The sequence below is a fragment of the Arthrobacter sp. MYb213 genome (assembly GCF_002979915.1).
GTDB lineage: Bacteria > Actinomycetota > Actinomycetes > Actinomycetales > Micrococcaceae > Glutamicibacter.
Window position 1 is genome coordinate 36,983 of the sequence record NZ_PCQA01000007.1, and the last position, 18,893, is coordinate 55,875.

Genomic DNA, 18,893 nt, shown 5'->3' on the forward strand with positions numbered 1-18,893 from the left:
TGTCTAGAGTGTTCGGACCCAACCGGCGACAACTGCCGCGGCGGCTAAGGCCCATAATGCGATGATCCAGGACAGGTGTGCCTTCTGACGTTGTAGCGAAATCGCGCCGCCAGCCAGAAAGGCTCCGAGGGCCATCAGGAGAATTGCCCAAATCACTTAGAGCGTCTCCAACCAGTTACGCAGCAACTTTGCGCCCGCGTCGCCGGATTTCTCCGGGTGGAACTGCACTGCCGAGAGTGGACCATTTTCCACCGCGGCGACAAAGTCGGTTCCGTGAGTAGACCAGGTCACCTGTGGCGGGGTCATCGCCGGCTGGGTGACATCAAATTCCCACTTCTGCACCGCGTAGGAGTGCACAAAATAGAACCGTTCATTTTCGATGCCGGCAAAAAGTTTCGAATTTTCTGGTGGGCGCACGGTATTCCAACCCATATGCGGGATTACCTCGGCTTGTAAACGCTCGACGACACCGGGCCATTCGCCAATGCCTTCGGTTTCTACCCCGTGTTCAACACCCTGCTCGAAGAACACCTGGTGTCCTACGCAGATGCCAAGTACAGGTTTGCCGCCTGCGATGCGTCGGCCGATCCATCGCAGTGCGCCGGTATTGGTTAGTTGTTCCATTACCGATGCGTAAGCGCCCACTCCGGGAACGACCAAGCCGTCGGCGTCGAGGATGGCTGTAGCATCGGCGGTCAGCTCAACTTCTGCTCCCGCAGCTTCCAACGCGCGCACTGCCGATCGGACATTTCCGGAACCGTAGTCCAGGACAACTACCTTTTTCTTCGCCACTTACAGGGCACCCTTCGTGGATGGGATTTTGTCACCCATGCGTGCGTCTGGCTCGACTGCTTCACGCAAGGCACGGGCGAAAGACTTGAACTGCGCTTCGACGATATGGTGCGGGTCGCGGCCCGAAAGCACCTCGATGTGCGCGCAGATCTGTGCGTGGAAGGTGATCGCCTCAAAGACGTGGCGCGTCATCGAACCGGTGAAGTGCCCACCGATCAGGTGGTATTCCTGTCCTGCTGGCTCGCCACCGTGCACCAGGTATGGGCGGCCTGATACGTCGACCACCGAACGGGCCAGCGCCTCGTCTAGTGGTGCATATGAGGTACCAAAGCGGCGAATGCCTGCCTTGTTCCCCAAGGCAACACGCAGTACCTCGCCGATGGTGATCGCCACGTCCTCAACCGTGTGGTGCACGTCGATGTGGATGTCACCGGTGGCACGCACCGTCAGGTCAATCAGCGAATGCTTGGAGAGCGCGGTGAGCATATGGTCGTAGAACGGCACGGACGTGCTGATCTCCGAGGTACCGGTCCCATCCAGATCCAGCTCGACAAAAACTGATGATTCGCTGGTCACGCGTTCCATACGGGCGCGACGAGCGCCAATCAATTCGGCAGACATGTCTTCCTTCGCTTGTGTGTAAGTGCTATTTCTGCGCGCCCAGCAACGTGGCTAGGTGCTCTAAGAAGGCGGTGGTTTCGGATTCGGTGCCGGCGGTGACGCGCAGCGTGCCCTTGATTCCATTGTCGCGGACGATGATGCCGGCATCCAGCAAACCTTGCCAGATAGTGTGTGGATCTTCCAACCCGCCGAAGAAGACAAAATTCGAATCCGAGACCGAAGGCTTCAACCCGAGCTCGGTCAACCTCGTGACGATGCGATCGCGCTGGGTTTTGATCTCTTCAACTTGGGCCAGTAGTAGGTCGATGTTCTTTAACGCGGCGATGGCAGTCGCTTGGGTCACCGCAGACAGGTGGTAGGGCAAACGCACCAGACGAATTGCGTCGGTCACCTCGGGAGCTGCGGCTAGGTAGCCGACTCGGGCTCCGGCCAATCCGAAGGCCTTGGACATCGTGCGCGAGATGATCAGTCGCTGACGGCCCTCAAGTAGGGTCAGTGCCGATTTGGTGTTTGCCAACGAGAACTCGGCGTAGGCTTCATCAACCACGACGATAGCGTTTGTTTCACTGGCTGCCTCGTAGACCGCTTCGATCACGTCTAGTCCCAGCGCTGTGCCGGTGGGATTGTTCGGGGAGCACAGGAAGATCACGTGTGGCCGGTGGGTGCGAACCTGTGCGGCGGCGGATTCGGCGCTGAGGGTGAAGTCCTCGGCGCGGGTGCCAGCGATAAATTGAGTATCGGTTCCGCTGGCTAGCAACGGGTACATCGAATATGTGGGGACAAAGCTGAGCAGACTGCGCCCGGGTCCGCCAAAGGCTTGCAGGATTTGCTGGAGAATTTCGTTAGAGCCGTTGGCTGCCCAGATGTTCTCGCGATCTAGGTTGTGGCCCAGGTAGTCGGCGAGCAGTTCACGCAGTTCGGTAAATTCACGATCTGGGTAGCGGTTGAGGGTAGCGGCCGCCTTGGCGACTTCTTGGGCGATGGCCTCGACTACGCTCGTTGGCAGCGGATGCGTGTTTTCGTTGACGTTCAGCTGAATGGGAACGTCGATTTGTGGCGCACCATATGGGGAAAGCCCGCGGAGGTTCTCACGCAAAGGCAGCTGACTCAGAAGTTCACTACGGTCATTCACGCATTAATTCTAATGGTGAGTTGCTCTGCGTGGTGAATCCACGACAAGAGCAGGTAACAATGGTGAGCTAATACCTAGTTCGCGAGGACCGGAATGTTGATGGTGTCCCCCGCGTAAAGCATGCCGGTATCGATCGCGTTCAGCTCTTCGATATGGTTCATTGCGGCGTTAACCTCATAGCCCTGCGCATATTCACTGGCCAGGCTCCATAGCGTGTCGCCTGGAATGACCGTGACTTCTACGGTTTCCAGACCGGCGGGGAGGTCAGTAGATGCGTTGGCGCTGGAGGTGAACATCGTGAAGACGAACGCCGCGGCGATCGTCAACAAGAAGACCGGGATGCCCACTAGGACAGCCCATCCACGACGATTGATGCGGATCTTCAGCGGTGCTTTGTCTTGCTGCGGTACGAGTGTGAGCGTAGTCATGACATTTCTCCTCAACGGTTTTGATGATGCGAACTGATCTTCGAATACTAACTTCGAACACTTGTTCGATACTAGTACATCTTTTCTAACAGACTCTGATCGAACTTGTCCAGACTCTTTCGAACAAATCTTTGAAAGAAGCGAGAAAATCAACTAAGATTTCGAAGTAGAAGATCAGTAAATACATCACAACATTGGGCACCGACAGTTTGAAGGTTAGAACTGAGGACCGAATGCAAGGGAAGGCAAAACCACATGTCAGCATCACAGCGCACTCCCCGGTCAAATGCCCGATCGCTGACCATACGTCAGAAAAAAATCCTCGAAACCATCCAACGCTCCATCGGTCGAAACGGTTACCCGCCGTCGATGCGTGAGATTGGCGACTCTGTAGGACTGAAGAGCCTCTCTAGCGTGACCCACCAACTCGGGCAGCTGGAAAAACTCGGATACATCCGCCGCGACCCCCGTCGTCCACGCGCCATGGAAATCCTGCTCCCCTTGCAGCTGGCCGAAGATGGCGAACCTACCGAGGAAAGCTCGGGCACACCGGAGCCGGTAGAAGATGCCAAGGTGATCGAGCTAAGCAGCTCGGCCGACACCACCATGGTGCCGCTGGTCGGACGGATCGCCGCCGGCGGACCAATCTTGGCCGAACAGACCGTCGAAGATGTGTTCTCGCTACCCCGTCAATTAGTGGGACACGGCGAACTATTCATGCTCAAGGTCTCGGGTGATTCAATGGTGGACGCCGCAATTTGCGACGGTGACTGGGTGGTTGTGCGTCGCCAACAGACCGCCGAAAACGGCGATATCGTCGCAGCCTTGCTAGATGAAGAAGCCACGGTGAAGACTTTCCGGCAGCGCGATGGACACACCTGGTTACTTCCACAGAACTCCCGTTACGAGCCGATCCTTGGTGACGCAGCCACCGTCATGGGTCGCGTTGTTTCGGTCATGCGTTCGCTCTAATCCGGGTAAGTTGAAACTTTTTTAAAGTAGTCAGCCACCGTCCACGCACCAGTTAGAAGTGCGTGGGCGGTGGCTTTTTCATGCCTGTCTAGTCGCGCTGCGTGCCGGTATGGCACACACGTTGAGCCGCCTGCAGGATCGTCCACCGTTGGATCGCCGCGGAGAGCTGCGTTTCAGTCCTGTCGGCAAGATGAGCCGCCGTGAGGCAAATTAGTCGCGCAGCAATGCGCTGGCTCGCTGCGGGAAGCCTCGGATCAAGTGCGGCCAGAGCAAGGTAGCGACAAAGAATTCCGGTGAACAGATCCCCATCACCACCGGTGTCCAGACGTAACCCGGTGCCCTGATCGTCGTCGCACAGTTGCACGTTGATCGACTCAATAAGTGATTGTGCCTGAGCTAGATGTTCGGCGCTTCCACTGGCCAAGAGCGCGCCGAGCACCGTGCCCTGATTGTAGGTATAGATCGCGTTTTCGAGTTGTGGGCCGCTGGCGGTTAGCCGGATTCCATCAAGGTAGAGCCCGGTGCGTTCATCGTGCAGATTGTGGCGCATCCAGTCCAAGAGCAGCTTGCTACTCTGACCATCGTTAATGCGTGCAAAGTACAAGGCTGCCGGACCGTTGGAAGGCGTATTTTTAAAGTCTCGTTTACGCGACCAGTAAAGTCCGCCACCGAGTTTATCGTCCTGGCCGAGTACCAGTTGGCGGCCCAATGCCCGCATGGCGAGGGTGGATAACAGTGCAGGGCGTGCCGAAAGTTGCAGACTCAGCTCATTCAGCCGGGTCGCTGCGAGAAGTAACCAGGCCATATCGTCGTAGAAGTAATTGGGGAAGCTTGCGAAGTTGCGGATCAGGACGCCTCGCAGCAACTGTTTAGCGCGCTTCCATTCCGCCTGTGCCTTGCTGCGCTCCCCCGCTTGCAACGCGCTGAATGCCGCATCGATGATCGCATCCAGATAGTGCGCCTGCCACCAATAATGCCATTCGGACCAGGGCCGGGCGCCTGAATTGGGTAGTGGTTGATCAGGCAGTGCGCGTAACGCTCCGATCCAGGTACCGGGTATCCCCATCAGCCGATGCCCAAAACGTTCATGTAAGTCGGTTTCGGCCGACAAGGCCAGTCGGTTCCAGTGTTCGGCATCGGTAATCTCGCGCGCAGCCGATGGCGAGTCTGCGTGAGGATCGTGCATTGGATCATGCGCTGTGCTCATGGACCGCTCCCAGCTGTCGAAATTCCGTGACTGGGTACCAGCGTAGTCCGAATTCACCGGTGCATCGAGCACAGTTTAGGCGCAACCGATTAGGCGGCGAGCACCTCGGCTGCCGAGAACCAGTGGGTGTTGCGTCGCGGTTGTTGATCGGGGTCCAAAAATTTGGGCAGGAGCACCGCCGGGGGTTTTCCGTCGGCGACGATCAGGCTAAATAGTCCTGCGTGCCGGGCATGATGGTGCATTGGGCAGAGCAGTGCCCCGCGGTCCACGCGCGTTTCGCCGCCTTCCTCCCACGGATCGACGTGATCCGCTTCGCAACGGCTGGCTGGCATATGGCAGCCCGGATAGATGCAGCCGCGGTCTCGCGCGGCCAATGCCCGTTTCATATGTGGTGGGAAGAGCCGTTTGGATCGTCCGATATCCAGCGGTTGACTCTTACCGTTGAGTACCACGGGATAAATTCCGGCATTGCACATCAGGGTGCGGGCCGCGGCAGCGGTAAGCGGCAAACCGTTTTCTGTGGTGGCAAAACTTGGCGCACCGGCAAGCATTTTTTCGTAGTTCAGGTGCACGATGACCTGTGGGGCGACTAATGCAGCGCCCGGATCTTTGCCGCCCACACGGTTGGCGCGCAAGACTGCCAGCAATGCGGTCATGTGGCGTAGTGCCGGGGAGAGGTCTTCGAAAGGAGGTAGCGCAGGAGTTTCCGCAACAGGATCGGTGCACGGCTGCGGTGTTTCAGGTGCGTCTGGCTCCGTGGCCTGGGCTTCGCGAGCCCATTGCGGCATCGTCGGTGCGTCGTCCCATTCTTTCGGGATACGCGGTGCGCGAGGTGGCTCAGGCGCTGCGTTGGAAGGTTCATCGGACTCAGTGTCCACCGCAGCCTGAGTGGAATCTGCTGGCTCGGCGGAATCTATTGGCTCTGTGGGGCTAACGCCTGGCTGGTTTGCGGCCGCGTAATTTGCCTGCGTCAGCTCGTTTAGAAGCACTCGGTTCCCGGCGATGGTGTTGGGGTTATTCGTTTTGGCCCGCAATGATTCGATGACTTCTGCTTCGTGTGGGAAAACCTTGAGCAGGTAAACCATCAAGCCGCGCTGCATGCCGCGCGGGAACAGGCCGGCTTCGGCGAAGAGGGCCGCGGCCGGACGTTGGGCTTGAATGTGCTCGGTGATCAACGCGTTGAGGTGCTTGCTTGCACTGGCGGAGTCCTCCGCCTTGATCAGTTCCAGCGCCTGCATTTCCAGTTCGTGGCGAGCCTGCGGCGTGGATAGATCGGGGGTGGCTTTACGAATCGCATGAGCCGCACTGATCAGCGGACGCGGATCGGTGCTCTGGTCGGTAAATTTGTCGGCCAGTTGGGGGCAGTTAGGTTCGGTGCGTTGCCCTGACTCGGTGACCGCGGCGATCAGTGATCCGGCGGCATTTAGCCGAGCAACCGCCGCGCCGTGCGGGATGCCCAGCCAGCCGCTGTGCAGATCGGCCGCGTCTTTATAAGAGGCCCGGCCCAACGTGCAGTGCCCGTGTAATGCGATGAGCTGTTCATCGCTGGGATCTGTGCCAGCCTCTACCAGCGCGTCCAATGATTCGGTGTCCAACTGGTGACTACCGCTGCGTTGCAGGGCGTCGGCGGCCTGAATTTGCAAACGCGAGAGCGTCTGAGTGAGGCGCTCGGTCAACCAGGCGAAATAGGCGGCGTGCCCCGGAGCGAGAGCGTCGGAGGTGAACTGGGAACCGGCAGCATCCAGCGCGGTGATGGCGTGGGCCATCGCCAACAGGTGCGACTGGGTGCTGGTAAGTTCTTCCATACCCACCATCTTGCGCCCGGGGTGCGCTGGGGTGCGCGGATCGGGCGCAGGCTGTGGATAAGGCCGGTTATGCCTCTGGTTTTAGCCGCGTGAGCACCCCGGTGATGACCTTTTTGTCGGTGGTCGGCCACATGGGAGGCAAGGAGCTTTTCAGGAAGCTGCCATACCGTGCGGTGGCCATGCGCGAATCAAGCACCGCAACAACGCCTTTATCTTGCACCGAACGGATCAGTCGGCCGGCGCCCTGGGCGAGGCGGATCGCGGCGTGAGTAGCGGAGACCTGCATGAAGCCATTGCCACCGTGCTTGGCGACATCCTCGGTTCGAGCCTTGGAGATCGGATCGTCCGGGCGCGGGAAAGGAATTTTATCGATGATCACCAGGCGGCAGGAATCTCCGGGCACGTCCACACCCTGCCAGAGCGTCATCGTGCCAAAGAGGCAGGTGTCGCGTTCGGCGGAGAAGTCTGCGACCAAGGATTTCATGCTCGCATCGCCCTGACAAAGGATTTTGACGTCAAGCTTTTCGCGCAGGATCGCGGCGGCTTCCTCCGCCGAGCGCTTGGAGGTGAATAGGGCCAGCGCCCCACCACCGGAGGCGCTGATCAATTCCTCGATCTCGTCCAGCGTTTCGGCTGCCAACTGGCGCCCGGGCTTGGGCAGGTGCTTGGCCACATAAAGAATGCCCTGTTTCGGGTAGTCGAACGGGCTTCCCACGTCGATGCCGGTCCAGCTTGGGGCTCCTTGGCCCATCAGTCCAAGCGAGCCTGCCACCGCATCAAATTGTGAGCCAATAGCCAAGGTCGCGCTGGTAAGCACGACGGTGCGTCCATCAAAGAGGCCCTCGCGAAGTTTGCCGGCTACCGATAGCGGTGCCACGTTCAGCGTTGCCGGCTGGGAATCGTCGGTCTCCACATAGCCGCGACCCTCCACAAATTCGCGTGGTCGAGAGGTGTAGAGCACCTCACGACGTTCCTCGGCTTCGAGCATGCGGATCGCGTCGTCCATAATTGCCTGCATTTGTGAGCGGGCGGTCTGCCGGCCACCGTCGGCCGGGGCGTTGGCTTCCGGTTTGGACAGAGCCAACACCAGCCGGGCCTGTTCGACGATATCGTTCAGCGCGATGCCCATATCTTCGCGCAGTCCCTGTTCGAGCAGCCCGGTGGGCACGCCGGTCAGCGACTTTTCCAGTCTTGCCGTGGCCTTGGTCAGTTCATCAACGTTGACACCGCAGTGCCTTTTGGCACCACCGGCAGCGGTGAGCACGGTGCGCGCCGACAACGCCCCGGAAACCGAGGAGGTCACCCGGTCTTGCAGTTCGTGGGCCTCATCGATGATCGCGACCTCAAAGTCCGGCAAGACTGAAAGGCCCTCAAAGGCGGAGACCGCAAGCAGCGCGTGGTTGGTGATGACCACGTCCGCCTCGGAGGCACGGGCACGAGCCATTTCGGAGAAGCACTCGTCGGCCATCGGACATTTTTGCGAGCCCAAACATTCCATGGCGGACACCGAGACCTGTTTCCAGGCCTTATCGCTAACCCCGGGGATCAGCTCGTCGCGGTCACCGGTGTCGGTTTTATCCGCCCAATCGCGCAGTTTCAGTACCTCGGCGGCCAGCGGGGAGAACATCTGTCCGGCCGGAGCCGCCGGGGCATCCATTTCAAACAGGGTGCCCTCGTTATCGTCCGGGTAGCCCCCGCCGAGCTTGTACTGGCACAGGTAGTTGGATCGTCCCTTGAGCAGTGCCACATCCATCGGACGCGACAGTTTGCCCTTCAGCGATTCGAGCAGCCGTGGCACGTCGCGCCCGACGATTTGCGACTGCAAGGCCAGTGTTGCGGTGGAGACGATCACCGGTTTGGCACTGGTTTGAGCGTGCGCGAGCGCCGGGATCAGGTAGCCCATTGATTTACCGGTGCCGGTGCCGGCTTGGACCAACAGATGCGTTTCCTCTTCGAGGGCTTCGACTACGTGCTTGACCATTTCCTGCTGGCCGGTACGCATCGAACCTCCCATTGAGGTCACCGCGGTTTCGAGAAGGTCCAAGACCTGCGCTTGCTTATCCATGTAGGTTGAAAGGCTCCAATTGAACTGCCAGAGATTCGCGAACCTTCACGATCATCCGTGTTCCGTGTTCTGTGTGCTCGTTTTCCAGTATTTCCGATTCGCTCTGATGCAGCTTGGCGATCAGATCTCCACGGTTGTAGGGCAACATAATTTCAAGTTGCACCGTCGGGCGTGGGATCGAGGTGCGGACCAGTTCCAGCAGTTCGGTGATGCCGGCGCCGGTGCGTGCGGAGACGACCGCGGTGTTTGATTCGCGGTTGCGGATTCGCTCGATGACCATCGGATCGGCGACGTCTGCCTTATTGAGCACGATGATTTCCGGAATGTTCAGCGCGTCGACCTCGCCAAATACATGGCGTACCGCGTGAATCTGCCCCTCGGGGTCTGGGTGGGAGGCGTCGACGATGTGCAGGATCAGGTCCGAATCGGCGATTTCTTCCAGCGTCGAGCGGAAGGCCTCGACCAGTTGGGTGGGCAAGTTGGAGACGAAACCGACGGTGTCGGCCAGCGTGTAGGTCAGCCCGTCGGAGGTTTGCGACTGCCGCACGGTGGGATCCAAGGTGGCGAACAATGCGTTCTCCACCAGCACCCCGGCGTTGGTCAGCCGGTTGAGCAGCGAGGACTTGCCAGCGTTGGTGTACCCGGCGATGGCTACCGCGGGGACCTGATTACGCTTACGGTTTGCACGCTTGGCCTCACGGGCCGGTTTCATCGCCTTAATTTCGCGGCGTAGCTTGGCCATCCGATCGCGAATGCGTCGGCGGTCCATTTCAATCTTCGTTTCACCCGGGCCACGCGAACCGATACCGCCACCGGCGGCACCTACTCGGCCACCGGCCTGCCGGGACATCGACTCGCCCCAACCACGCAGGCGCGGCAACAGGTATTCAAGCTGTGCCAGCTCGACCTGGGCCTTACCCTCACGGCTGGCAGCGTGCTGAGCGAAAATATCCAGAATTAGCGCGGTGCGGTCGATGACCTTCACCTTCACTACGTCTTCTAAGGCGCGACGCTGCGAGGGCGCAAGTTCCGCGTCAACGACCACGGTATCAGCGCCGGTGGAGGCGACGATATCGCGCAGCTCGATGGCCTTGCCCGAACCGAGGTAGGTGGAGGAATCTGGTTTACTGCGTCGCTGTACAACGCCGTCGAGCACCTCTGAGCCCGCGGTTTCCGCCAGTGCCGCCAGCTCACGTAATGAGTTTTCGGCGTCGGTGATGGTGCCGGAGGTCCACACCCCGGCGAGCACCACACGTTCCAGACGTAACTGGCGGTATTCGACCTCGGTGACATCTTCCAGCTCGGTGGACAGACCGGCCACGCGGCGTAGTGCACGGCGCTCGGCTAGGTCCTCTTGGTCCCCGTCGAAGGATGAATGCTCGGTTGAAAAACGGTTCAACGCGGGAGCCTGCCCGGAGAAGATACCGTCATCTGCGGGCTGCTCGGCGTGGAATACCGCCGGCGCTTGGGCGTCGTCGGCCGCAATGATGCGATCGATGGCGGCCTGAATTTGGGCATCGTCCATGGATGCTGGCTGTTGCTGCGGTGACTCGGAGTTAGTCATGGTCTCCTTAGAAGAACTTCTTAATACAGAATAGTGCGGTGTACCCCCACTTTGCGAGGTGGCGCGGTTGGATGTCGGTGGGTGTTCGCTCATACCGGTCCTTAGATTGAGGGCAAAAAGCCGTCGATGTTCAGATGAAGTGCTGGTTACCGGGAGATGGCGAGGATACACCGGGCGGTGCGTTGAGCCTAGAAATAGCAAAAGACTTTGCCGTCTGCGGGCTTAAAGTTCCCCGATGGCGCATAGAAATAGCGTCAGATGCCGGGGGTAAGCCTAGGTAACCGATGGGGGTTACGTCTTAGACGAAGATCAAAGTCATAGGTAAAACTCTATCAGTGAACGGACCCACGCGTATATCGGCTAGCTCACGTTGTTTGCCCGGCCTCACGCGCAGACGATAATCTTTTGCTTATGAGCTCCGATCATTACTTCAGCGCCAGCCCCGCCTCGGCCGACGAACGCCGCAACGTGACCGTCGAATTAAACGGCGCGCGCCATCAGGTGCAGACCGCGCCGGGGATCTTCTCCCCCGCCGGTTTGGACAAAGGCACCGCCATTTTGCTGGAGTACGTACCGACCCCGCGCGGCCGAATCTTAGACATCGGCTGTGGTTGGGGTCCGATCATGCTCTCGGCCGCGTTGCAGAGCCCAGAGTCGGAGGTTTTTGGTGTGGACGTTAATGAGCGTTCCATTGAACTTGCCAAGTTGAATGCGCACAGCCTTGGGTTGCAGAACGTTTCGGTGGGCACCCCCGACTCGATTGATCCGCAGCTGCAGTTCGACACGATTTGGTCCAACCCACCGATTCGCGTTGGTAAAGAAGCTCTCCATGAATTGTTGCTACTTTGGTTGCCTCGGCTGGCACCGGGCGGCGAGGCCTGGATGGTTGTGCAGAAAAACCTTGGCAGCGACTCGTTGCAAAAGTGGATGGGCACCGTACTGCCCAAGGATTGGAAGATCACTCGCGAGGCGACCTCCAATGCCTTCCGCGTGCTGAAGATAGCTCGGCCCGCTTAGCTACTGACTTCAGTTTTAAACCTCAACGGCCTGCCGGTGAATCATTGATTCGCCGGCAGGCCGTTTTTGCGTTGCTGCTCTAGCTTGCGCCGACAACTCCGCGGGCTACCAAGGTCGCGGGGCCGGAGAGGATCGTGTCCTCGTTGCCGTCCTCGGTGGCGGCAAATTCGACACCAACCAGTCCGCCGGGAACCTCCACCGCCCACTGATTAATCAGTGCGGTGCCACGAGCCCAGTAACGCATGGCGGCCGCAGCCGCGCAGGCACCGGTGCCACAGGATAGGGTTTCCCCCACCCCGCGCTCGTATACCCGCATCTTGATATGAGCCACGCCGTCGTTGATCAAGGGTTCGGCCGGAACCACAAATTCAACGTTGGTTCCGTGCGGTGGTGTCGGTGAGACTTCTGGGAGAGTGGTGAGGTCCAAATTTTCCAGTAACTGCGCCTCAGGTAGCGCCACCACGGTGTGCGGGTTACCCATGGTGATGCTCAGCGCCGGGTGCGGCTGTTCCCACTCACGTGCAAGCACTAGCGAGTCTACGGAGTCCGCGCCGGCTTTGGCCTCGTGAATAAGTCCCCACGGGCCAAGGTTCACCGCATAACCATCGGCTAACCGGGTGACGGTTTTGACGCCCGCACGACTGCCAATCTGCAAGCTGGCACCGATCGGGAGATTAACCAGCCCTTCAGCGAGCAGGTAGTGCACAAATGCTCGCACCCCATTGCCACACATTTCGGCAATGGACCCGTCGCTATTACGGTAGTCCATGAACCAGTAGGCCTTCGGGTGATCGAGCATCTGCGATTCAAAGCCGGCCATTTTGGAAGTGGGAACGGCGCGAATTAGCCCGTCACCACCAATGCCAAAACGACGATGGCAGAGCGCGGCAACCTGCTCGGCGGTGATATTCCGGGTGTCTTGGGGATCCGCAAGCAGCACGAAGTCGTTGCCGGTGGCATGGCCCTTAGCGAAGGGTAGCCCTGCAAGCTGGTCTAGTTCGGTGCGGTACATCTCGCTCCTTAGCTGGTGGGGTGTGCCGGGTTCAGTAGTGCTAAGGCCTTATCCAACAGGCCAGGTTCTTTAGGGTTAAGCCAGTTCACTCGTGGGTCGGCGTTGAACCAGGTCAGCTGCCGGCGGGCAAACTTCCTGGTGGCGATGATGGTCGCCTCGATGGCTTCTGCGCGACTTATTTTACCGTCCAAGTAGTCGGTGTACTGCTGGTAACCGATCGCCCGTGATGCCGTTTTTCCTTCACGCAGGCCCTTGCCCAGCAGCTCGGCAACTTCCTCGGCAAAACCCATTCGGTCCATTTTGCGTACACGCTCGGCCAACGTCTCATGTAACGCAGCCCGCTCGTAATTTAGTCCGATCTGCAGCCCCGGTTGGAAATACTCACGGTTTGGCATAAATGAGCTAAACGCACGGCCTGAAATTTCGAATACTTCCAGCGCCCGAATCGCCCGACGGGTGTCTAGGTTCCGTGCTGCCGAGATCGGATCAACCTCAGCCAAGCGGCGACGTACATCCCCATCACCGTGTTCCTGCACTTCGGCTTCCAGACGATCGCGTACGTCTCGGTCGGTAGGTGGGAAGTCGATGACATCCAAGGCGGCACGGACATATAAGCCAGAACCCCCGACCATCACCGGCACCTTGCCGTGCGCACGAATCTGCTCGAAGTGTTCGCGAGCTTGGGCCTGGAATTGAGCGACCGACGCTTCCTCGCGCACGTTCATGATGTCCAGCAGGTGGTGCTCAATGCCCCCGCGCTCGCCCGGCGCTAGTTTGGCCGTGCCGATGTTCATTCCACGGTAAAACTGCAGCGCATCAGAGTTGACGATTTCGCCGCCCAATTTTTGCGCCAGTGCGATCGCCAAATCTGACTTGCCGGTACCAGTCGGGCCAACGATGGTAATCACCGGCAATTGCGAAGTGGTCATCGCCTTAGCCGCGTACCTTCAACGTTGGCATGCCGAGATTGGTTTTACCGACAGCGCTCCCGCCAGTCGTTGGTACACCACAGCTTTCAGCCTGCGACCGATCCCAGGCGTCCCCGGCTCGTGATCGGCGTAGCGAGTACTGTTCCAAAGTTGGGTCAGACACCAGGTGGAACGCCGCTGCCTCGGTAATTGGTACGGTCACCATGTCGCCCGGACGTGGAGTGTCACCGCCTTCAGGCACTGAGAAGTGCACCAGACGCTGATCGCGGGAACGGCCCGAGAGCCGGTGAGTTTCCTCGGCTTTGCGCCCGGATTGCTCGGTTACCAAAACTTCCACGGTGCGCCCGAGTTGTTTGGCGTTTTCTTCCTTGGCAATGCGATCCTGCAATGCTGTCAGACGTTCGAAGCGTTCCTGAACGACTGCCTTGGGCAGCTGATCGGGCAACTCGGCAGCCGGGGTACCCGGGCGTTTGGAGTATTGGAATGTAAAGGCGGTAGCAAAGCGGGAGGCCTCAACCACATCGAGCGTGGCTTGGAAGTCTTCCTCGGTTTCGCCGGGGAAGCCAACAATAATGTCGGTACTGATCGCCGCCTGCGGCATCCGTTCGCGAACCTTGTCCAAGATGCCTAGGAACTTCTTTGACCGGTAGGAACGGCGCATATCTTTGAGCACCTTATCCGAACCTGATTGCAGCGGCATGTGTAGCTGCGGCATAACGTTCGGAGTTTCGGCCATCGCGTCGATGACATCGTCGGTGAATGCGGCCGGGTGCGGGCTGGTGAATCGCACACGTTCCAATCCTTCGATTTCACCACAGGCGCGCAGGAGCTTTCCGAAGGCCAGACGGTCACCAAATTCGATACCGTAGGAGTTGACGTTTTGCCCTAGCAGAGTGACCTCAACAGCGCCGTCGGCAACTAATGCTTCGATTTCAGCGAGGATTTCACCTGGTCGGCGATCACGTTCCTTACCGCGTAGGGCGGGAACGATGCAGAAGGTACAGGTGTTGTTGCAGCCCACGGAGATCGAGACCCAGCCCGCATATACCGATTCACGTCGGGTGGGCAGTGTGGAGGGAAAGACGTCCAATGATTCAAGGATCTCTAACTCTGCGCGCTGGTTGTGCTCGGCACGACTAAGCAGCGCCGGCAGCGATCCGATATTGTGCGTGCCAAAGACAACATCCACCCACGGAGCTTTTTGCAGGATGGTTTCGCGGTCTTTCTGCGCCAAGCATCCACCCACGGCAATCTGCATACTAGGATTTACATCCTTGACGCTCTTGAGCATGCCAAGGTTTCCGTAGAGCTTATTGTCGGCGTTTTCACGCACCGCGCAAGTATTGAACACGACGACGTCTGCAACAGCATCCGGGTCAGTTTCATCTATGCGGGCCAGACCCGCGTCTTCCAAAAGGCCCGACAGGCGTTCGGAATCATGTACGTTCATTTGGCAACCGTAGGTGCGAACCTCATAGGTACGCGCAGAAATTTCGGTTCTAACTGGGGTCATCTCGTCCAACTCACTCACTCTTCAAGGTTACCCAATTCAGTGACCCGCGACATCTTAGCCATGGCTTAACCGATGGCTTCTCCCAAAATCAACGCAAAACCGTAACCTCCTCAATCCGGAAACGAATCTAAGCCCGGCATAGCCTTCGCGTCATGAAGAGCGCAATGAATAGCGGCCAGCTGTCACAGGGCGGTGATAGTCGTCTAAACCTCGCGTTGAATTTCTACGGCAGCTCTCTGCCACAATGAATATGAGGAGAACTAGATGACACGTCCGTAGCCGATCCGGACAGATCTTATGCTGCCCTGCAGTATGGCCGGCAAAGTGTGCGCCGACGTTGCAGGATCAACCGGAGGTACCCATGAATATCAAGGACAATTCTTCCTACCGAAACCAGGCGGCGAAGGATTCCGGTGCGGCATCTCCACTTCCAGAAGAGCAAACAACGGAAAAACCAGTTACCGGTTTGAACAAGTCACAGAAATTTCATCTGACCATGTTGTTATTGACGCTCGGGCTACTGATCATTCTTCCGTTGTGCTTCGCCGGATTTGCGGTCACTTTTCCGCATGTAGGTTCGGTTTTGTACGTCTTATTTGGAGCCTCTGCTATTGCAGGCATTTTGACTCTACTATTCTGGATTGCGTATTCGCTCAAACGATTCCTGCGTTGAGAACCGTCGCACCTCTAAGTACTCCCCAAACAATATCCAAGAGAGCTCACTCCGGTAAGGGCAAGTTCGCAGGGTGAAGATCTCCAGAAACTTCTAGGTCCTAGCGACTGAAACGCGCGTTGCAGTTAGTCAGTGAAGCCTGACCCGCACTACCCGGTCACTTCTCGCCGTAACGTTCTTCCCACTCTTCACGGGCAACTTTGAATGCCATCGAGCCGTGGTAACCCTTGCGTCCGAGCATGCCAACAAGTCGGCGAAGCGCCTTGTCCCGATCTAGGCCCATGGAGGCCGGGCGAAGTTTGGTGCGCGCCAGTTCTCGGGCTCGCTGTTCTTCTGCTTCATCGTCGATTTGTTCCAATGCCTCGGCGGCCACCTCATCGTCGATCCCTTTGGTACGCAGTTCGCGGCGAATAGCGCCGCGAGCAAGTCCACGAGACCGGGCACGTGCCGCAACCCAGGATTTTGCGAACCGTTCGTCATCGACCAGGTTCAACTCGGCGTAACGCTCCAGTACCTCGTCGGCGATGTCTTCGGGGCATTCCTTTTCCAGCAATTTATCTTTGAGTTGTTTGCTGGTTTTATCGCTTGCGGTGAGCTGCCGTAAGACGATACCGCGAGCTTTTTCACGCCACTGGTCGTCGCTAAATACTTCGGGCTCATCTGATTCTTGCGCGGCGCGTCGTTCTGCACGCGCTTGGCGGCGTTCCTTTTTAGTGGGGTTTTCCGCCGCCGGTTCTTTGTTGGCCACGATATTTTCCATCGCAGCGCGAAGCTCATCGACGGTTTGTGGCGGGGCTGGTTCAACCGTGGCTGAAACGATCTGCGTGACTTCGCTACGCTTAGCGGTCCGTGGTTCACGGGTCGGCTGAGGTTTTTTCAGCTCTTCTAGTTCTTGCGCGCTGGGTTTGGCCCAGTCAGGCATGTCATCTAGGTCGCCTTGATACTCTTTGGAAACGGACGTAGCGTCCGACCCGGATCGAGATCCGGGTCGGACGCTACGTTTATTGAAGCCTGAGGCCACTACTTATCGCCCTCGACGATTCGCAGGTCGGCCTCTCCTTCTTCGCCGTCTTCGAGAATGCCAAGCTTAGTCAGAATCTGGCGTTCGAGCTCATTGGCCAGATCAGGGTTGTCGCGCAGGAAGCGACGTGCGTTTTCCTTACCCTGGCCCAGCTGATCACCATCGTAGGTGAACCATGCGCCGGACTTTTTGACCATACCGTGCTCAACACCCATATCGATCAGGCTACCCTCGCGGGAAATACCGTGGCCGTAAAGGATGTCGAATTCGGCCTGCTTGAAGGGAGGCGCCATCTTGTTCTTGACGATCTTGCAACGGGTGCGGTTACCGACTGCGTTGGTTCCCTCTTTGAGAGTCTCAATGCGGCGGATGTCGATACGTACCGAGGCGTAGAACTTCAGCGCCTTACCACCGGTGGTGGTTTCCGGGCTACCGAAGAAGACACCAATTTTTTCACGTAGCTGGTTAATGAAGATCGCGGTGGTCTTGGAGTTCGACAGACGTCCGGTGATCTTACGCAGTGCCTGAGACATCAAACGTGCCTGCAGACCCACGTGGCTGTCGCCCATTTCGCCTTCAATTTCGGCACGTGGCACGAGTGCTGCCACGGAGTCGATCACGATGATGTCCAGTGCGCCGGAGCCCACCAGCATGTCCATGATTTCTAGAGCCTGTTCACCGGTGTCTGGCTGGGAGACCAGCAGTGCGTCGGTGTCCACGCCAAGCTTCTTAGCGTATTCAGGGTCAAGTGCGTGCTCGGCGTCGATGAAGGCCGCAACGCCGCCAGCCTTCTGGGCACTAGCAACTGCGTGCAATGCCAGAGTGGTCTTACCCGAGGATTCTGGGCCGTAGATTTCTACGACTCGACCGCGGGGAAGTCCGCCTATGCCCAGCGCAACGTCCAATGCTACCGAGCCGGTGGGGATGACCTCAACGGCTGCGCGGGTAGTGTCACCCAAACGCATGAGTGAGCCCTTGCCGAAAGCCTTGTCGATTTGGCCCAGAACGGACTCGAGAGCCTTTTCCCGATCATTACTTGCCATGGTTCACCTTTGGTCATGCAGGCCGTTGCGCGACCTGCCAATCAATCTTTGTACTGTATCTAGACAGTATGAGCGCCAACCGACACTTTAGACCGCTTGGGCCCGAGGTGTGGACAAACTCTGTGTGCTGTTGTTAATAGAATAACCTAATCCGAACAGATGTTCGAAATCAAGTTAGCGTGTTTCGAATATTTTTCAGTTCTTCGAAGACACGGTCGTGCGGCAGTGGTGAGCTTAGGGGTCTTTGATTTCCAGATCCATGCCCAACCAGCGCTCGGGTGGCAGATCCTGCGCACGGCAGATCGCTTCCCAAACCTCTCTGGGCTTGACGCCTTTTCCTAGTGCTTCGGTGGCATTCATGCTCTGCAGCTCAGTGAGCGCGAGCGAATCGGCCAGGGTGCGCGAATAGATCGAACCAAATTCATGATCCATATTTCGCCAGAATTCACTATTTTTCACGACTCATATTCTTCCATGCATAACTCGAGGGCCCTCGCATTTGCGAAGGCCCTCGAGTCGAAAACTTAGGTCGATATTAGACCGATGCCAGTGGCTTGCCGTTGCGGCTTTCGACGTCCGCAGCGAATTCATTGGTCAGATCCAATGGAACGGTGTCCGGAATGGTTACACCCTCGGCCAATGCGATGCGATCGGAAACTTCACGAAGCATCAGTGAGAGCGGCACCTCCAAGGCGGTGCAGATGGAGGAAAGCAACTCAGAGGATGCTTCCTTCTGGCCACGCTCAACCTCGGATAGGTATCCAAGGGAAACACGGGCGCTATGGGAAACCTCGCGTAGGGTCCTGCCCTGACGTTGACGAACATCGCGCAGGACGTCACCGATTTCATGCCGGAGTACTACCATTTTGCGTTCCTCCTTCTGGGGCTGGACCGAATGGGCTTCTCCCATATCGCGCCAACGGACGACACCATTGACAGTTACGGGTTGCTTCACCATGTGTATAGCCTCTACTCCTAGGTCCTTCTCAAAAGATACATCTTGCCGAAGAGCCAGATCTTTCGACCCTTCAATCCGTACAACCACACGTTATACGGATTTGTTCCCGACACCTCACCCTAATCATAAATATGCGACGTA

The 18,893-nt window shown here is 58.1% G+C and carries 19 protein-coding genes; 3 read left to right on the top strand and 16 right to left on the bottom strand.

Annotated features, from left to right (window positions below):
* Window positions 1–3 precede the first annotated feature (3 nt).
* From CQ011_RS17895 to CQ011_RS15275, 5 genes are all read right to left on the bottom strand, one after another.
* Window positions 4–156 (bottom strand): CG2302 family histidine operon protein, encoded by a 153-nt coding sequence (locus CQ011_RS17895; RefSeq protein WP_181148169.1) that lies wholly within the window; start codon window positions 154–156, stop codon window positions 4–6.
* Window positions 157–792 (bottom strand): imidazole glycerol phosphate synthase subunit HisH, encoded by a 636-nt coding sequence (gene hisH / locus CQ011_RS15260; RefSeq protein ID WP_105678577.1) that lies wholly within the window; start codon window positions 790–792, stop codon window positions 157–159.
* On the bottom strand, window positions 793–1,413 hold the full coding sequence (gene hisB / locus CQ011_RS15265; RefSeq protein WP_096254480.1) for an imidazoleglycerol-phosphate dehydratase HisB: 621 nt from the start codon (window positions 1,411–1,413) through the stop codon (window positions 793–795).
* Window positions 1,414–1,438: 25 nt separating this feature from the next.
* Window positions 1,439–2,545, bottom strand: coding sequence for a histidinol-phosphate transaminase (locus tag CQ011_RS15270; protein WP_105678578.1), 1,107 nt, complete (start codon window positions 2,543–2,545; stop codon window positions 1,439–1,441).
* A gap of 74 nt (window positions 2,546–2,619) precedes the next feature.
* A complete protein-coding gene (locus CQ011_RS15275; protein WP_105678579.1) occupies window positions 2,620–2,973 on the bottom strand; it encodes a LysM peptidoglycan-binding domain-containing protein in 354 nt (117 codons plus the stop codon).
* 255 nt (window positions 2,974–3,228) lie between these two features.
* On the opposite strand from CQ011_RS15275, the gene lexA reads away from it, so the two are divergent.
* Window positions 3,229–3,945 carry a transcriptional repressor LexA gene (lexA, locus tag CQ011_RS15280; RefSeq protein WP_105678580.1) on the top strand — a complete coding sequence of 239 codons (717 nt, stop codon included), beginning with the start codon at window positions 3,229–3,231 and terminating at the stop codon, window positions 3,943–3,945.
* An 88-nt stretch (window positions 3,946–4,033) separates the two neighbouring features.
* On the opposite strand, the gene CQ011_RS15285 is transcribed toward lexA, so the two are convergent.
* From CQ011_RS15285 to hflX, 4 genes are all read right to left on the bottom strand, one after another.
* On the bottom strand, window positions 4,034–5,152 hold the full coding sequence (locus tag CQ011_RS15285; RefSeq protein ID WP_105678581.1) for a glycoside hydrolase family 76 protein: 1,119 nt from the start codon (window positions 5,150–5,152) through the stop codon (window positions 4,034–4,036).
* Between the two features lie 89 nt (window positions 5,153–5,241).
* A complete protein-coding gene (locus tag CQ011_RS15290) occupies window positions 5,242–6,957 on the bottom strand; it encodes an HNH endonuclease signature motif containing protein (protein ID WP_181148154.1) in 1,716 nt (571 codons plus the stop codon).
* A gap of 67 nt (window positions 6,958–7,024) precedes the next feature.
* Window positions 7,025–9,022 carry an ATP-dependent DNA helicase gene (locus CQ011_RS15295; protein ID WP_105678583.1) on the bottom strand — a complete coding sequence of 666 codons (1,998 nt, stop codon included), beginning with the start codon at window positions 9,020–9,022 and terminating at the stop codon, window positions 7,025–7,027.
* Window positions 9,015–10,586, bottom strand: coding sequence for a GTPase HflX (gene hflX / locus CQ011_RS15300; RefSeq protein WP_181148155.1), 1,572 nt, complete (start codon window positions 10,584–10,586; stop codon window positions 9,015–9,017). The genes CQ011_RS15295 and hflX overlap by 8 nt, the downstream gene beginning before the upstream one ends.
* A gap of 411 nt (window positions 10,587–10,997) precedes the next feature.
* Here hflX and CQ011_RS15305 point away from each other — a divergent pair, with 411 nt between their 5' ends.
* Complete coding sequence (locus CQ011_RS15305; protein WP_105678585.1) at window positions 10,998–11,603, top strand: class I SAM-dependent methyltransferase; 606 nt, start codon at window positions 10,998–11,000, stop codon at window positions 11,601–11,603.
* Between the two features lie 79 nt (window positions 11,604–11,682).
* On the opposite strand, the gene dapF is transcribed toward CQ011_RS15305, so the two are convergent.
* Genes dapF through miaB form a run of 3 tightly spaced genes read right to left on the bottom strand, consistent with a single transcriptional unit; the run spans window position 11,683 to window position 15,057 of the window.
* Window positions 11,683–12,615, bottom strand: a complete 933-nt coding sequence (dapF, locus tag CQ011_RS15310; protein ID WP_105678586.1) for a diaminopimelate epimerase — start codon at window positions 12,613–12,615, stop codon at window positions 11,683–11,685.
* Window positions 12,616–12,623: 8 nt separating this feature from the next.
* Entirely contained in the window at window positions 12,624–13,544 is a 921-nt protein-coding gene (gene miaA / locus CQ011_RS15315; RefSeq protein ID WP_105678587.1) for a tRNA (adenosine(37)-N6)-dimethylallyltransferase MiaA, read from the bottom strand.
* Between the two features lie 4 nt (window positions 13,545–13,548).
* Window positions 13,549–15,057: a tRNA (N6-isopentenyl adenosine(37)-C2)-methylthiotransferase MiaB gene (miaB, locus tag CQ011_RS15320; RefSeq protein WP_105678588.1), complete on the bottom strand. Its 1,509-nt coding sequence runs from the start codon at window positions 15,055–15,057 to the stop codon at window positions 13,549–13,551.
* 361 nt (window positions 15,058–15,418) lie between these two features.
* On the opposite strand from miaB, the gene CQ011_RS15325 reads away from it, so the two are divergent.
* Window positions 15,419–15,730 carry a hypothetical protein gene (locus tag CQ011_RS15325; protein ID WP_105678589.1) on the top strand — a complete coding sequence of 104 codons (312 nt, stop codon included), beginning with the start codon at window positions 15,419–15,421 and terminating at the stop codon, window positions 15,728–15,730.
* Window positions 15,731–15,887: 157 nt separating this feature from the next.
* Here CQ011_RS15325 and CQ011_RS15330 read toward each other — a convergent pair whose 3' ends face one another.
* From CQ011_RS15330 to CQ011_RS15345, 4 genes are all read right to left on the bottom strand, one after another.
* Window positions 15,888–16,652, bottom strand: a complete 765-nt coding sequence (locus CQ011_RS15330; RefSeq protein WP_286161224.1) for a regulatory protein RecX — start codon at window positions 16,650–16,652, stop codon at window positions 15,888–15,890.
* A gap of 98 nt (window positions 16,653–16,750) precedes the next feature.
* Window positions 16,751–17,794 carry a recombinase RecA gene (gene recA, locus CQ011_RS15335; RefSeq protein ID WP_096254492.1) on the bottom strand — a complete coding sequence of 348 codons (1,044 nt, stop codon included), beginning with the start codon at window positions 17,792–17,794 and terminating at the stop codon, window positions 16,751–16,753.
* A gap of 234 nt (window positions 17,795–18,028) precedes the next feature.
* Window positions 18,029–18,253 (bottom strand): DUF3046 domain-containing protein, encoded by a 225-nt coding sequence (locus tag CQ011_RS15340; protein WP_105678590.1) that lies wholly within the window; start codon window positions 18,251–18,253, stop codon window positions 18,029–18,031.
* A gap of 76 nt (window positions 18,254–18,329) precedes the next feature.
* Complete coding sequence (locus CQ011_RS15345; RefSeq protein WP_105678591.1) at window positions 18,330–18,752, bottom strand: helix-turn-helix domain-containing protein; 423 nt, start codon at window positions 18,750–18,752, stop codon at window positions 18,330–18,332.
* Between the last annotated feature and the right edge of the window lie 141 nt (window positions 18,753–18,893).